Genomic DNA, 14,061 nt, shown 5'->3' on the forward strand with positions numbered 1-14,061 from the left:
TGTATGAAAGATATAGAATATTGGGAAAAAAATTTTGAAAGCTGTAAATATTCAGATCAATTAATCGAAAGGCTTTTATTTTTAAATACCCAAGTCAAACAACCTATCGATATTAGAGAAGTTCAAAAAGGTATTTATTATGCTCGTAAATATCATGGTGAGCAAATGCGTCAATCAGGTGACCCTTATTATTCTCATCCAATCGCAGTAACGATTATGGTAGCGGAATTTGTAGCAAAAGAAGTGCCTAAACTCTTTACTTTTAGAATGCTACAAGCTGCATTACTTCATGACACTATTGAAGATACTGAACTTACTGAAGACATAATTAGCAATATTTTTGATAAAGAAGTAGCAAGGCATGTAGCAGGTCTAACTAGAATTAAACCTTGGGGCAAAATAAGTAGCGAGAAAAGTCTTATTTTATTAATTAAACAAAAAAGATACGATACTGCTCTTATAAAACTTTTTGATAGAATACATAATTTACAAACTTTGGAAGCAAAATCGCCTGAAAAAGCTCATAAAATAATTAAAGAGACATTAAAAAGCTTTTTAGTGTTAAGTGAAATACTTGAAATACCTTCAGTTTCAGAGCTTATATATGCTGAATGTTATAAAAATAATTTAAAATTTAATATAAATTCTACTTTTAATAAAATTATAAATTTCGATTCGTTTCCATTTTCTCAAAATAAGTTACTCCCATAAAAAAAGTTATACCTACCGGAATGAAAATTAAAAATAATCCCCAATATCCTAGATAATTGGTAATATAAACTAAACCAAATGACGTTATAATATAAGTAAATAATTTTGCTATTGCACTTAGCATACTGGTATATCTAAATCTCTTAAAAACCGGAAAATATTTATAAAATATAGGAGATGCTGGTACGTGATCAAATACGAATAATGCAGCTAAACATTGAAAAATAAAAATATATAAAGGAGTAGGGTTATAACTTAACATTATAGGAAAAAAAATGAGAGAGGTAAAAAATAGATATAATTTTACCTTTAGGATTTTTAAAGGATGGATTTTATAGCTAATAAATGCAAGACCGATAATACCGAGTAAATCTATTATAGATACCCAAAAATTTTGATTTATAATTTGATTTGGAGTAAATCCACATTCTCTTTTTAATATATCACCGCAATATATATATACGAAATAAAAACACGGTGGTCTAGCACACTGGATAAAGAAATACCAAATAGAAGTGGTGTTTGGAACTTTTTGATCTAGAATATCTTTGTCAATTTCTTCAAGCATAATATTATTTTCTTGAAGTCTTAGTTTTAATTGGTTTCTTTTATTTGAAAATGCCTCTGCTTCTTTTAAACTAGTCCTTGCAATAGTACCTACAAAAGCGATAGTTGCACCAACGAAAAAGGCTATACGCCAACTTGACTCATGGTGATAAATATTTTGATTAGTAAAAATTGATGCAATACCTAGTGCTACCGTAGTGCCTACGGCAGAAAATATGGTTATAATTGCTACTAATGGATATTGTATAGGAGGAGATGAATTTTCGGTTAAGTACAGCTCTGCACCTCGTGCTTCTGCAGTTGCTGACATACCTTGAATTATACGACATATAGTAAGAACCCAAGAGGCTGTTATACCTATCTGTGCATATGTTGGCATGCTGCCTATAATCACACAAGTAATAGCCATTAATAGGGTAGTTAAAACAACTACAATCTTACGTCCAAAATGATCGCCTATATACCCAAATATTAATGCTCCTATAGGTCTTAGCAAATAGGTAGAACAGAAAGAAAAGGCAGTAAGCAACGAAAAAGTGAAAGGATCATATTCCGGCAAAAATAAATTATTTAAAAGTACCGCCATATGCACATAAAGCATAAGGTCAAAATACTCTAGAAATGTACCTATAGAAAGTAATCCGACTGCTTGTTTTTGTTCTGTATTTAAACTTCTTTGTTCTTTTTCGTAGCCTAACATAACCTTTGTATATTAATTAGATTACAAAATAAGTTATACTGTTTTTGATTCAAAGTCAATAAAGGATTAAGAATTTTTAATAAATATTGTAAATATTTAGGTTTCGTAAAGTTATCTAACTTAAAATTTTCAAATTATCTATTTTTCTCTGAAAGCTTTAAATGCAGTATCAATAACAGGATCAAGTAAATATCTAAGTAGTGTTCTAGTACCTGTTACGATTTGTACCTCAGCTTGCATACCGGGGTGTAATTCAAGATTTTTAACTTTAGCAACTTTGTTAAATTCATCCATATCGATTTCAACTCTTGCAACATAATAATTATCTTGCTGTTGTCCTGGATACTGTCTTTCATCTTGTACGATATCGGGAGATATGCTTACTACTTTACCGGTAAATGTTGGAGTTGTTCTTGATTTAAATGCACTGAAACGTATTTTTGCAACTAATCCCTCATGTACTGAGTCAATGTTTTTTTGAGATACCTTTGCTTCTATTATTAATGGGTCATTAGTTGGCGAAATTTCCATAATAGGTTGTCCGTGACTTATAACACCGCCTATTGTATGATATTTTAAACTATTAACTATACCGTCAACAGGTGATCTGATTATCACACGATTAAGCGAATCCGTTAGGGCATTATATTTTTCTTTAAGAGATGCGGTTTGTACTTGAGCTTCACGAAGCTCTGTTAAAATCCGTTCAGTGTATTTATTTTGTTGATTTATAATTTTAATTTGAGTTTCGGTAATAGCATGGCGTATTCCTGCTATTTCGGCTTCAATTGTTGCAACATCGCTTTTTGAAGCTGCAACTTTTGCCTCTTGGTCTAATAAGGCTGCTTTTTGTACAAAGCCTTTTTCTTTTAACGTTCTTAAAGCTTTTAAACGGTCTTGATAAACTTCAGCAGTTTTGGAGGCGGCAACTTTTTTTGCTTCTAAACCTTCAATTTTTTTCTCAAGTTGAGCAATATTTTGATGTAATGCATCTTTCTCTGAGTTATATACTTCTTTTCTAGATCTAAATAAATTTTCCTGCGTATGAATTATTTTAGCTACTTCCGGTAAATTGATATCCTGCATTAGAAAATCAGAGAATTCGATTTGTTCTAAATTATCACGTTCGGCAATTAAACGATTTTCAGTTGCTAAAAAATTACGGTACTGACCAAGAATATTTTCATGTTCGCTTTTTATTCTAGTTTCTTCAAGCTCTATTAATTTATCGCCTTCTTTGACTTTATCACCTTGCTTCACATAAATAGCATTGATTATTCCGCCTTCATGATGTTGAATCGTTTTTTTATTTGTGCTTGGCATTACGATACCGACAGCTATAGCACCACTATCAAGTGGAGCAAGAGCCGACCATAATCCACCTATTAATACTAAAAAGATCATAACATAAATACCGAAAAGTATAGGTGATCTTGCAGCTTGGGTTACGTTATTACGATCTTTATCGGTTTTCTTGGTAATAAAATTAACAAACCTATCAAGTTTTACTAATAAGAATTCTATAGCATGAGAGGTTTTCTTTAATGTAGTATTTATTAAAGCTTTACGTTTAGAACTTTGACTTTTAAGATTTAATGCATCTTCTCTTAAGGACAATAATTGTTTTAATTGTTCCGGAGTAATTTGAGGTTTATTGTGTTTTAAGTCCTGCATAATATTTAATCATTATTATATTTAGTCAGTATTGTTTGTATTTTGCGTCATTGCGAGGACATGATGTAGTAATTGACGAAGCAATCTCGATAGAATTCATGAGATTGCCACGTTCACTAAAGTTCCCTCACAATGATGATTTGGAAGCCATGCAACAATGCCAATCAAGTCACGATATGGCACTTTAGTTATTAATATGAATTGTACCGTTTTTTAAAGTTTTAAAGTGTTTTTGAATCTCTTCTTCCGTTCCGTAAATTGCAACGGCTCCATCCTGTAATATTAGAATTTTATCAACAACGGATAATACGGATGGTCTATGTGAAATTACAAGAACTGCTATTCCTTTAAGTTTTGCTTGTTTTAAGGCACTTGCAAGGGCAACTTCACCTGCCTCATCTAAATTAGCATTAGGCTCATCTAAAATGATGAGTTTTGGATTACCGTAAAAAGCTCTAGCAAGCCCGATACGCTGTCTTTGACCACCTGATAGATTAGAGCCTGCAGGACCGATATCAGAATCATAACCGTCAGGGAATCTTAATATCATTTCATGAGCTCCGGCTATTTTAGCTGCTTCAATAACTTTTTGCGGATCGGCATCTTCTTCCATTCTAGCTATATTTTGTTTAATACTACCGCTAAAAAGTTCTATTCCTTGAGGAAGATAGCCGACATGTCTACCGAAATCTTCTCTATTCCAACGATAAATTTCAGCACTATCTAAACGTACGGAACCTGATGATTCTTTCCATACCCCGACTATGATTTTAGCTAAAGTTGATTTTCCTGTAGCCGAAGGACCGATAATTGCTAAAACTTCGCCCGGTTGTACTGCAAAACTAACGCCTTTTAAGATATATTTCGGTACGGGAGGTTGCGGTAAATATTGCGGTATAGGGTGAGCATAATAAATATTTTCAACAGTAAGATGACCATCAACGTTCGGAATTGGCATCGTTTCGTCTCTAGAAGAATAAGTGTTAAATAAATTATTAATGTTTTTGTATGATTTAATAGCACCGCTCATACTTTTCCATAAATCAATAGCATTATCGAAAGGAGCAAGAGCTCTACCGACTATGATAGAACTCATAATCATATTACCGGGAGTCATATCTGCACTGTGAGATTTTACAACAATGTAAGCACCGACTCCGGTAACAGCCATTTGCATTATATTACGGATAAACCTTGAAAAGTTAGAAATAACACCGTTACGATAGCTAGCAACCGATTGCTTATCAAGTGCTAATATGTTAAATTTATGCCAATTTTTTGTAACATTCTTCATCATTCCCATTGCTTCAATTGCTTCTGCATTTCTGTTTGCAATATCGGCTTGTGTCATACCTTTTATTGAAAATTCGGTAGCTTCACCAAGTGTTTTATTAGTAGCTGCAGCGTTAAAGAAAGCGGTTGAAACTATTATAATTGCACCAAAAACGGTAATAAGACCGATATATGGATGAATTGAAAAAATAACCGCAATATAGATAAGGCTCCAAGGGGCATCGAATAAAGTATTAATTCCGGTACTTGTTAGGAATGTTTTGACGGCTTGAAAATCACGTAATAATTGGCTAGAACCCATATTTGCTCGTGTTGCAGCTGCAGAAATTGAAGAAGCAAAAATTACGGGAGCTACTGTTCTATCAAGCCATTCTCCTACCTTTATAAGTGTAAAAGAACGAGCAATTTGTAATAATCCGTAAACAAAATAAATATATGCGATTATTATTGATAAAAATAATAATGTTTGTAGATTACCGCTTCCAAGGACTCTATCAAGAACTTGTAGTGAGTAAAGAGGAGTAATTAACATTAGTAAGTTGATTACAAAAGCAAACCAAAAGACTATCCAAAAAGCTGTTCTACATTCGCCTAATGCTATTACTAGTGGGTTTTTTTTATTTAGATTATTATTTTTATTATCCATATTAGTTATATTATAAATAATTATTAATTAATTCTTCAGCAATTTGAACACTGTTTAAAGCTGCTCCTTTACGTAAGTTATCACATGTGATCCATAGATTTATCGTATTATCTCTACTTACGTCATTTCTAATTCGGGAGACATATACGGCATCTTCGCCTACCACTTCAACGGGTGAGATATACGTAAGGTAATTATTATTAGAAATTGTAACAATTCCATCGGCATCTTGTAATATTTCTTCGACTTCTTTGGCATCAATTTTGTCGTTAAATTCTATGTTAACCGATATAGAATGACCGATAAATACTGGTACTCTAACAGAAGTAACGCTAGCTTTAAAGTGATTACCTATAAGTTTGTTTAGTTCAGAAGCAATTTTTGCTTCTTCACTTGTATAGCCATCTTTATTTAAATCACCTATATGAGGAAAAAGATTAAATGCAATCTGTTTTGGAAATTTCTTAGGATCATTCTCTCCAAAAACATATTTAGATTTTGTTTGGTCGTAGAGTTCGTCCATTCCTGCTTTACCTGCTCCTGATACTGATTGATAAGTAGATATCACTACTCTTTTAATCTTTATTTCATTATCTAGCGGTTTTAATGCTACTGCAAGCGGAATGACGATACAGTTAGGGTTAGCTATGATATTTTTAGTATTAAACTCTTTAAGTGTTGATAAATTAACCTCAGGTACAATTAACGGCACTTGATTATCAACTCTAAAAAGTGAGGATTTGTCGATAACTACACAATTACTAGCAGTAGCTTTTGGTATAAATTCTTTTGACACTTCTGAACCTGCACAAAAAAAAGCAATATCGATATCGTCAAAATGTAAACTTTTTAAACTATTAATTTGTAGTATTTTTTCTCCAAAGCTTACTTCCCGCCCTAGAGAGCTATCTGAAGCTATAGCATAAACTTTATTAATGGGGAAATTACGCTCAGCTAGAATATTGAGAGTTTCACGCCCTACATTTCCTGTAGCTCCGATTACTGCAATATTGTATTTTTTAGTCATTATTTATTAATCCGATGAGTTTTTCACCTCCGATAATATGGAAATGGAAATGAAAAATAGTTTGTCCCGATTTCTCGCCTTTATTAGTTATTAAACGATAACCGTCTTTATCTAAACCCGCTTCATTTGCTATATCAGAAAGTTTAGCAAAAAAATGTTTTATTTCGTCTATAGAAGCTTTAGAGATGAAATCGGCATAATCTATATATTCGTTTTTAGGTATAACGATAATATGTACAGGTGCTACGGGTGCTATATCTTTGAATGCTAAAATTTGTTCGTCTTCATAAATTATTTCTGCCGGAAGATTTTTACCTATGATTTTTGCAAAAACATTTTCTTTGTTATACATCATTTTATTCCTGTTAAAAGCTTTATTGTATGGCTTAATTTTCCATCATTGCGAGTAAAAAATGTAAGTTTTGACGAAGCAATCCAGTAAGAAATGCTAATTTTAGCATTTCTTTAATTTTTTTCTGGATTGCCGTGCAGTCTACGACTGCTCGCAATGACGATTTAATATTTATGAAACCACGTTGCTGTTAAACAAGCATACTACGTTTTAGAAATTTTAATTCAGCTTCAATTCTAGAGTTGGCAATTATTATATCTTCTAGTCGGTAATTATTTCTTTTTAAATAATTTTCTCTAATATCTGAAGCAAAAAAGCCGAAGCCTAATATTAAGACTATCTTAAATATAAACGTTAACTCTTCGATATTAATCGCCGTAACGATTATATTCGCTATTACGGCACTAGCAACAATTAACCACATTTTATGGTATAATGCCCAAAATATACTTAAAAGAGCCGCTATCCATGAAAAGCCTTCTGCAATAACAATAAAATTATTATTTTTTTGTGTGGAGTTAATGTATATTGCGTATATATTCATTATTTAAGTTTAAGCCTTGAAAATTCAAGGGACAATAATTAATTAAATTGGATTAGTCAAGTATACTCAAGTATACTCGTTTAATTTGGAAAATTGGCTACGTCGTTTTGGTAAGTCCTCGGATGCTCACGTATTAATATACGCTCCGCTCCTCGGCTTACAGACTCCTTGCTCTTTTCCAAATTAAACTTCGTCTATTCGTCTACTTAACAGTAATTCTAATAGTACTTAATTAACAACTTAATATCAATAAATTTTATATTATGTCAGATAATTTATCCTTACACGGTACAACAATACTTTGTTTAAAAAAGAACGAAGAAATAATTATAGCAGCAGATGGACAAGTCTCGCATGGTAATACCGTACTAAAATCTACAGCACGAAAACTTCGGACTATAGCAAATAATAAAATTATTGCCGGTTTTGCGGGTTCTACGGCTGACGGTCTTGCGTTATTTGAAAAGCTTGCAGTAAAGATAGAGCAACATAAGCATAATTTACTTAGAAGTGCAGTTGAGCTTGCAAAAGATTGGCGTAGCGATAAATATTTGAGACGTTTGGAAGCAATGATGATTGTTGCTGATCGTAGTCATATATTAATTTTAACCGGTAACGGTGATGTTGTAGAGCCTGAAAATAATGTTGCAGCAATAGGTTCAGGCGGTTTATTTGCGCTATCTGCCGCTCGCGCTCTAATGTCTTACGAGAATAATTTAACTGCTGAAGAAATTGCTTTAAAATCTATGAATATAGCTGCAGATTTGTGTGTATTTTCTAATCATAATATTATAATGGAAAAAGTTGTATGAAAGCTACTAAAACTACTTATAAAAAAGATCCTATGGGGCTTACCCCTTCTCAAATAGTGAATGAACTTAATAGATTTATCGTAGGTCAAGAAAAGGCCAAAAAAGCTGTTGCTATTGCACTTAGAAATCGTTGTCGTCGTAAAAGAGTAGAAGGTAATTTACGTAATGAAATAGTACCGAAAAATATTTTAATGATTGGTTCAACCGGTGTCGGGAAAACGGAAATAGCAAGACGCCTTGCAAAGCTGACTAATTCTCCTTTCTATAAAATTGAAGCAACTAAATTTACCGAAGTCGGATATGTAGGGCGTGATGTAGAATCAATAATTCGTGATTTAGTCGAAATAGCCGTTAATACTGAAAAAACTTTAGCAAAAACGAAAGTAGATATTCATGCCCGTGAAAAAGCGATCGAGAGAATATTAGATAGTTTAGTAGGTAAAACTTCTAGTAGTGAGACTAGAGAAAAGTTCAAAGAAAAAATTTTAAACGGCGAACTTGATGATAAGGAAATTGAAATTAGCGTAGCTGATACTACACCTGTCGGCGGTGGAAGTTTTGAAATACCGGGTATGCCGGGAGCATCTATGGGCGTTCTTAATCTTGGCGATATGATTGGACGAGCCCTTGGCAGTAGTAAGACTAAAACAAAAAAAATGCTAGTTAAAGATGCTATGGCTATTATTATACCTGAAGAATCAGAAAAATTAATAGACCAAGAAAAAATTATTCAGCAAGCTATAAATTTAGCTGAAAATGACGGTATAGTTTTTATTGACGAAATTGATAAAATAGCTTCAACTGGTAGTTCCGGAGCAAAAAATGCCGCAATAAGTAGAGAGGGAGTGCAAAGAGATTTGCTACCTTTGATAGAGGGCACGACGGTTAATACTAAATATGGACCGGTTAAAACCGATCATATATTATTTATTGCTTCCGGTGCTTTTCATATTGCTAAACCTTCTGATTTATTACCGGAGTTACAAGGAAGGTTACCGATTAGAGTAGAATTAAATTCGCTTACCAAAGATGATATGATTAAAATATTGCTTGAGCCTGAAACTAGTTTAATAAAACAATATTCGGCGTTAATAGGTACTGAAGACGTACGTCTTGAATTTGCTGCTTCTGCTATTGAGAAGATAGCGGATTATGCGATCACCGTTAATTTAGAAGTCGAAGATATAGGGGCTAGAAGGCTGCATACTATACTTGAGAATTTGCTTGAGGATATAAGCTTTGAAGCTAGCGAAATGAAAGGCAAAAAAATAACTATCGATGATAAATTTGTAGAAAATCAATTATCAAAAATAATAACTAATCTCGACTTAGCTAAGTTTGTTCTATAGTACTTTTTTCAATCAATGATTAAGGTAAGATTGTTATTTTTCATCATTACGAGGCAATTACGTCAGTAATTGACGAAGTAATCTCAGGAGTTTGTTATTATTTCATGAGATTGCCACGCAGTCTATGTCTGCTCACAATGACGATTTAGTAGTATCCATGCAATAACATCTACAACCTAGCAAAATAGTATTTTAAGAAAAATTTCATGATAAGGCATATAGCAAGTCTAACGTGTTAAAGCAGTGTTATCTTCTATAGGGCTTGTACTACATACTAAAAAAGATTTTAATAAATTTAGTTCTGGCAGATTTAGTAAAAGAAGGAAGCAACTTCGATCTTGCGATTGCTTGTGCGATACTTACCGCAATGAATATTTTATCTGAACTTGAAATTGCGGAATGTTGGATAATAGGAGAGCTATTATTAGACGGTTCAAGCTTACCGGTAAGTGGAGCTTTACCTGCAGCGATTGGGGTTTCTGTTAGAGGTAAAGGTCTTATTTGTTCAAGTAAAAACAGCTCGGAAGTTGCTTGGTCGGGTAATGATAATATACTTGTTGCAGGTAATTTAATTGAACTAGTAAATCATTTTAAAGGTTCACAAGTTTTAACTCCTCCGGAAGCTAAGCTACAAGATGAGCCGATAAATTATCCCGATTTTAAAGATATAAAAGGTCAAAAAATTGCTAAACAAGCTTTAGAAATTACAGCATCAGGTGGCATAACCTTTTAATGTTTGGTCCTCCCGGAACCGGTAAATCAAGACTTGCTGCCTGTCTTCCCAGTATACTACCTAAAATGTCTACAAAAGAAATTTTAGAATGTAGTACGATTACAAGTGTTGCAGGAAAATTTTTAGACGGTAAACTTTTACCAAAGCAAGGCCGTGTAGAACTCCACATTATTCATGCTCATTGGCCGCTATGGTCGGTGGCGGTATCGGAAAAAAAGTAAAGTCTGGGGAAATTACGCTATCTCATAACGGAGTATTATTTTGAGATGAACTACCTGAATTTCCACAGCAGGTTATTGATGCATGAAGACAGCCTATTGAAAACGGTGAAATACTAATCTCACGATCAAATGCTCATATAAAATATCTGGCAAATTTCCAGTTAATAGCAGCTATGAATCCTTGTAAATGCGGTTATTGAGGCGATTCTTATAAAGAATGTATGAAAGCTCCAAAATGTGCTAGCGACTATCAAATGAAAGTATCGGGACCTATTATGGATAGATTTGATTTGCATATAGAAGTATCTAGTATTAATGTTTATAATTATGACTTGATTGTAGATAACTCTGAGGAAGAATCTGAATATATAGCTGCAAGAGTTGAGAAAGTACGTTTAATTCAAGAAAAGAGATATGAGGGCTATAATATTAAAACAAATAACGGATTAGATGGGCAGTTGTTAATAGATTATGCTATGCCTGCGGATGAAGGTAAAGATTTACTGAATGAAGCGGCGAATAAATTTTGTTTATCAATGCGTGCGTATAACCGAATACTTAGAGTAGCACGCACGATTGCTGATCTTAAGACTGTTGATAATGTCTTGAAAGTGCATATTGCAGAAGCTTTGAGTTACCGTAAAATGGAATTTGATAATATGTATACGAAGATCAACTTCAAAAAGAGCAAGGAGTCCACAAGGCGAGGAACGCAGCGTATAACTTAATACGTGAGTACCGAAGCTCTTGTAGGACGATGTAGCATTTTTGAAGTTGATCTTCGTATACTGTCTTCATTTTTTGCAATATATTTAAGATGATTTAAGGATAAAAGATATGAGTACTATAATAAGTTTTGATTACGCTATAAAATATTTATTAAAAGATAAAGGGGATTATGAAATAGTTGAGGGATTTATTTCGGCTATTCTTAAAGATGCTGGTTATAGTGCTGTTAAAATAAAAGCCCCTTACTAGAAAGTGCCAGTAATAAAGAAAATGATAGCTTAAAATCTAGCGTAGCAGATGTCATTGTGGAAGATGAAGAAGGACATAAATATATAGTAGAAATAGATAAATCCTATACAAATCTTTTTATGCATAAAGCTTGTTTTAATTCTAGTAGATTAATAGTTGATAGTATTTCTAAAAGCGAGGATTATTCTACTATAAAAAAATATTTCATATCAATTTATTGTATTTTCCTTTTGATAATATGACAGCACCTTTATATCACGGTAAGACTATTTTTAGAGAAGTTGATAAAAAACACCCTATGCAATTTTCTTTGGGAGATATGAGAGGTAAAATATTTGATTTATATAATGTATTGCCAGAATATGTTGTAATATCAGTACCATTATTTAATGATGTTATAAGAGATGAATTGGATGAATGGCTATATGTAGTAAAACATTCTGAAGTTAAGAAAGATTTTAAATCACCATATATGAAGAAAGTAGCAAAACGTCTTGATATACTGAAGATAACTCCTAAAGAGCAAATAATTTATCATACCTATATGAATAAAAGCTATAAAGAGCGTGATTATATAGTTTCTGCTGAAGAAAAAGGTAGAGAACAAGGTATGGCAAAAGGAATAGAGGAGGGGAGGAAAAAAGGTAAACAAGAAGGTGAAGTTACAAAAAGTATAAAAATAGCAACAAAGATGTTAATGAAAAAAAACTCGATAGAAAAAATACATGAGATTACTGAAGTATCTATAAAAGAAATAGAGCGATTACAAACAGAAATTGAGAACCTTAAAAAATAACTATCTTTAATGACAAAAATTTACTTTATAGCTGGTGAGGTGTCAGGAGACTTTGTAGGTGGTCGTATAATGCAGCATTTAAAAAACAATACAGGAGTACAACTCAATTCACCTGTATCAAGTTTTGTGAATGACGCTGTACAGTTTGTTGGTGTTGGCGGCAAATATATGGAGGAAGCCGGTAGCTTTAAAAGCTTATTTCCTATTACTTCCATAAATTTAATGGGTTTTGTAGAAATTTTGCCTCATATTTTTAAGCTTAAAAAATTAATTGATAAAACTGTGGAGGATATAATAAATAGTAAAGCTGATTTATTAATTACCATAGATTCACCAGGGTTTACTTATCGTGTGGCAAAGCGAGTAAGGAAACTTTTACCAAAGCTGAAAATGATTCATATCGTTGCACCATCAGTTTGGGCATATAAAGAGGGTAGGGCAGTAAAATACGCTAAAATTTATGATTGTTTATTTGCTTTACTACCGTTTGAACCTCCATATTTTACTAAAGTCGGTCTTGATTGTAGATATATAGGTCATCCGATTATGGAGCAAGAGTTTTATAGTGATAAAATAGCTTTACGTGAAGAGTTTAAAATAGATGAGAATGAGAGAGTTTTGTGTGTTACTCTTGGTAGTAGGAATGGTGAGATTCTAAGGCATTTATCGGTTTTTGTTTCTTCTATTGAAGAAATATTCAAGAGTTGTAATAATCTTAAAGTTATATTTACTCTTGCAAATCCTGCTCATGAGGCAATAATAAAACCGTTTCTAGAAGATGTTAAGTTTAATTATTTATTTTCAAGTGAGAGACTTAAAACTTATGCTGTTGCGGATGTAGCTTTAGCAAAATCCGGTACTAATACTTTAGAGATAGCAGCTTCTGGTACTCCTATGATTGTGGCTTATAAAGTTAATCTTATAAGCTTTTTTATTATCAGGCTATTGATAAAAATAAAATATGTTACGTTGATAAATATTATAGCCGATAAAGAAATAATTCCGGAATTTATCCAATTTAATTGCCGAGCTAATCTTATTAGTAATAAGCTTCAAGAGTTATTATTTAATTCTAAGAAAGCTTATGAGCAGGTAATAGAAAGCCAAAAAATTTTGCAGCAATTAGGATTTAAATCAAACCGATTACAGCTAAATTCAGAAAGTTTTAGACACGATGAATTTAAAGGCAAGCTAGCTAGGTGTACAAAAGTACGTGAACACAGGCTTAGCTTGGAAAATTCGCTTGTATCAAGTGATCGAGATGACGCTGTACCTTCTTATATAGCTGCAGCAATTATTAAACAGGAGTTCTTAGAACCTAAAATAAAGTTGTTAAAAGAGAAAGATTAGTACTTGAAACCGGTGGTCCACAACATTTTCTGAATTATAATAAACATTAATATTAATATAATAACAAAATATATTTCCATGTTTTTTCTTATAGTATTAATTTGTTTCATTAAAATTTTTAAATCATTGGAAATTTTTTTGTATTCCTCATTGTTATCAGAACGCATTGTTGTCAAGAAACCGGATAAGTTTCCTAACTTATTTTGTAAAGCTTTTAACCTTTCAGTCTGTTCTTCGTGTTTTAGATCGGTATTGTGATCTTGTATCATAATATATAATGCCCATTATAAGATCAGTATTAACGCCGG

17 protein-coding genes and 1 pseudogene are annotated in these 14,061 nt (G+C 32.5%); 10 read left to right on the forward strand and 8 right to left on the reverse strand.

The genetic code is table 11. From position 1 onward, the window contains the following. Nucleotides 1-3: 3 nt before the first annotated feature. Nucleotides 4-711 (forward strand): HD domain-containing protein, encoded by a 708-nt coding sequence (locus tag RAF_RS02190; protein WP_012719573.1) that lies wholly within the window; start codon nt 4-6, stop codon nt 709-711. Here the strand turns inward: RAF_RS02190 and RAF_RS02195 are convergent. The 7 genes from RAF_RS02195 to RAF_RS07565 form a co-directional block, all read right to left on the reverse strand. Next, entirely contained in the window at nt 662-1,978 is a 1,317-nt protein-coding gene (locus RAF_RS02195; RefSeq protein WP_012719574.1) for an MFS transporter, read from the reverse strand. The two genes, RAF_RS02190 and RAF_RS02195, sit on opposite strands and share 50 nt — an antisense overlap. A 138-nt stretch (nt 1,979-2,116) precedes the next feature. Continuing rightward, a complete protein-coding gene (locus RAF_RS02200) occupies nt 2,117-3,652 on the reverse strand; it encodes an HlyD family type I secretion periplasmic adaptor subunit (RefSeq protein WP_012719575.1) in 1,536 nt (511 codons plus the stop codon). 184 nt (nt 3,653-3,836) lie between these two features. Then, nucleotides 3,837-5,591 carry a type I secretion system permease/ATPase gene (locus RAF_RS02205; RefSeq protein WP_012719576.1) on the reverse strand — a complete coding sequence of 585 codons (1,755 nt, stop codon included), beginning with the start codon at nt 5,589-5,591 and terminating at the stop codon, nt 3,837-3,839. 10 nt (nt 5,592-5,601) lie between these two features. Continuing rightward, complete coding sequence (asd, locus tag RAF_RS02210; protein WP_012719577.1) at nt 5,602-6,618, reverse strand: aspartate-semialdehyde dehydrogenase; 1,017 nt, start codon at nt 6,616-6,618, stop codon at nt 5,602-5,604. Next, complete coding sequence (locus RAF_RS02215) at nt 6,611-6,970, reverse strand: HIT domain-containing protein (protein ID WP_012150637.1); 360 nt, start codon at nt 6,968-6,970, stop codon at nt 6,611-6,613. The genes asd and RAF_RS02215 overlap by 8 nt, the downstream gene beginning before the upstream one ends. 190 nt (nt 6,971-7,160) lie before the next feature. Then, a complete protein-coding gene (locus tag RAF_RS02220) occupies nt 7,161-7,514 on the reverse strand; it encodes a DUF2628 domain-containing protein (RefSeq protein ID WP_012719578.1) in 354 nt (117 codons plus the stop codon). An 80-nt stretch (nt 7,515-7,594) separates the two neighbouring features. Continuing rightward, nucleotides 7,595-7,696, reverse strand: coding sequence for a palindromic element RPE5 domain-containing protein (locus RAF_RS07565; RefSeq protein ID WP_014410558.1), 102 nt, complete (start codon nt 7,694-7,696; stop codon nt 7,595-7,597). Between the two features lie 81 nt (nt 7,697-7,777). On the opposite strand from RAF_RS07565, the gene hslV reads away from it, so the two are divergent. From hslV to lpxB, 9 genes and pseudogenes are all read left to right on the forward strand, one after another. Further along, entirely contained in the window at nt 7,778-8,326 is a 549-nt protein-coding gene (hslV, locus tag RAF_RS02225; protein ID WP_004996101.1) for an ATP-dependent protease subunit HslV, read from the forward strand. Then, on the forward strand, nt 8,323-9,675 hold the full coding sequence (gene hslU / locus RAF_RS02230) for an ATP-dependent protease ATPase subunit HslU (RefSeq protein WP_012719579.1): 1,353 nt from the start codon (nt 8,323-8,325) through the stop codon (nt 9,673-9,675). Before hslV ends, hslU begins: the two co-directional genes overlap by 4 nt. A gap of 262 nt (nt 9,676-9,937) precedes the next feature. Beyond that, a complete protein-coding gene (locus tag RAF_RS02235) occupies nt 9,938-10,408 on the forward strand; it encodes a magnesium chelatase domain-containing protein (protein WP_234943922.1) in 471 nt (156 codons plus the stop codon). Then, complete coding sequence (locus RAF_RS10300; protein ID WP_041471831.1) at nt 10,408-10,629, forward strand: ATP-binding protein; 222 nt, start codon at nt 10,408-10,410, stop codon at nt 10,627-10,629. Before RAF_RS02235 ends, RAF_RS10300 begins: the two co-directional genes overlap by 1 nt. Continuing rightward, nucleotides 10,599-11,357, forward strand: a pseudogene (locus RAF_RS10530) (ATP-binding protein). The gene RAF_RS10300 and the pseudogene RAF_RS10530 overlap by 31 nt, the downstream one beginning before the upstream one ends. Before the next feature lie 109 nt (nt 11,358-11,466). Further along, nucleotides 11,467-11,607, forward strand: coding sequence for a hypothetical protein (locus tag RAF_RS09265; protein ID WP_014273363.1), 141 nt, complete (start codon nt 11,467-11,469; stop codon nt 11,605-11,607). 56 nt (nt 11,608-11,663) lie between these two features. Continuing rightward, nucleotides 11,664-11,849: a hypothetical protein gene (locus tag RAF_RS02250; RefSeq protein ID WP_041471833.1), complete on the forward strand. Its 186-nt coding sequence runs from the start codon at nt 11,664-11,666 to the stop codon at nt 11,847-11,849. After that, nucleotides 11,825-12,403, forward strand: a complete 579-nt coding sequence (locus RAF_RS02255) for a hypothetical protein (protein ID WP_012719580.1) — start codon at nt 11,825-11,827, stop codon at nt 12,401-12,403. Before RAF_RS02250 ends, RAF_RS02255 begins: the two co-directional genes overlap by 25 nt. Nucleotides 12,404-12,412: 9 nt before the next feature. Further along, nucleotides 12,413-13,753, forward strand: coding sequence for a lipid-A-disaccharide synthase (lpxB, locus tag RAF_RS02260; RefSeq protein ID WP_012719581.1), 1,341 nt, complete (start codon nt 12,413-12,415; stop codon nt 13,751-13,753). Here the strand turns inward: lpxB and RAF_RS02265 are convergent. Further along, a complete protein-coding gene (locus tag RAF_RS02265; RefSeq protein ID WP_004996088.1) occupies nt 13,750-14,022 on the reverse strand; it encodes a hypothetical protein in 273 nt (90 codons plus the stop codon). The genes lpxB and RAF_RS02265 overlap by 4 nt on opposite strands. Nucleotides 14,023-14,061 lie beyond the last annotated feature (39 nt).

Source organism: Rickettsia africae ESF-5, assembly GCF_000023005.1.
Taxonomy (GTDB): Bacteria; Pseudomonadota; Alphaproteobacteria; order Rickettsiales; family Rickettsiaceae; genus Rickettsia; species Rickettsia rickettsii.

Coding starts and splice junctions, on each gene's coding strand:
- RAF_RS02190 (WP_012719573.1), top strand. CDS start 4: ATGAAAGATATAGAATATTGGGAAAAAAATTTTGAAAGCTGTAAATAT.
- hslU (WP_012719579.1), top strand. CDS start 8,323: ATGAAAGCTACTAAAACTACTTATAAAAAAGATCCTATGGGGCTTACC.
- hslV (WP_004996101.1), top strand. CDS start 7,778: ATGTCAGATAATTTATCCTTACACGGTACAACAATACTTTGTTTAAAA.
- RAF_RS02220 (WP_012719578.1), bottom strand. CDS start 7,514: ATGAATATATACGCAATATACATTAACTCCACACAAAAAAATAATAAT.
- RAF_RS02195 (WP_012719574.1), bottom strand. CDS start 1,978: ATGTTAGGCTACGAAAAAGAACAAAGAAGTTTAAATACAGAACAAAAA.
- RAF_RS10300 (WP_041471831.1), top strand. CDS start 10,408: ATGTTTGGTCCTCCCGGAACCGGTAAATCAAGACTTGCTGCCTGTCTT.
- RAF_RS09265 (WP_014273363.1), top strand. CDS start 11,467: ATGAGTACTATAATAAGTTTTGATTACGCTATAAAATATTTATTAAAA.
- RAF_RS02265 (WP_004996088.1), bottom strand. CDS start 14,022: ATGATACAAGATCACAATACCGATCTAAAACACGAAGAACAGACTGAA.
- RAF_RS02205 (WP_012719576.1), bottom strand. CDS start 5,591: ATGGATAATAAAAATAATAATCTAAATAAAAAAAACCCACTAGTAATA.
- RAF_RS02215 (WP_012150637.1), bottom strand. CDS start 6,970: ATGTATAACAAAGAAAATGTTTTTGCAAAAATCATAGGTAAAAATCTT.
- RAF_RS02200 (WP_012719575.1), bottom strand. CDS start 3,652: ATGCAGGACTTAAAACACAATAAACCTCAAATTACTCCGGAACAATTA.
- asd (WP_012719577.1), bottom strand. CDS start 6,618: ATGACTAAAAAATACAATATTGCAGTAATCGGAGCTACAGGAAATGTA.
- lpxB (WP_012719581.1), top strand. CDS start 12,413: ATGACAAAAATTTACTTTATAGCTGGTGAGGTGTCAGGAGACTTTGTA.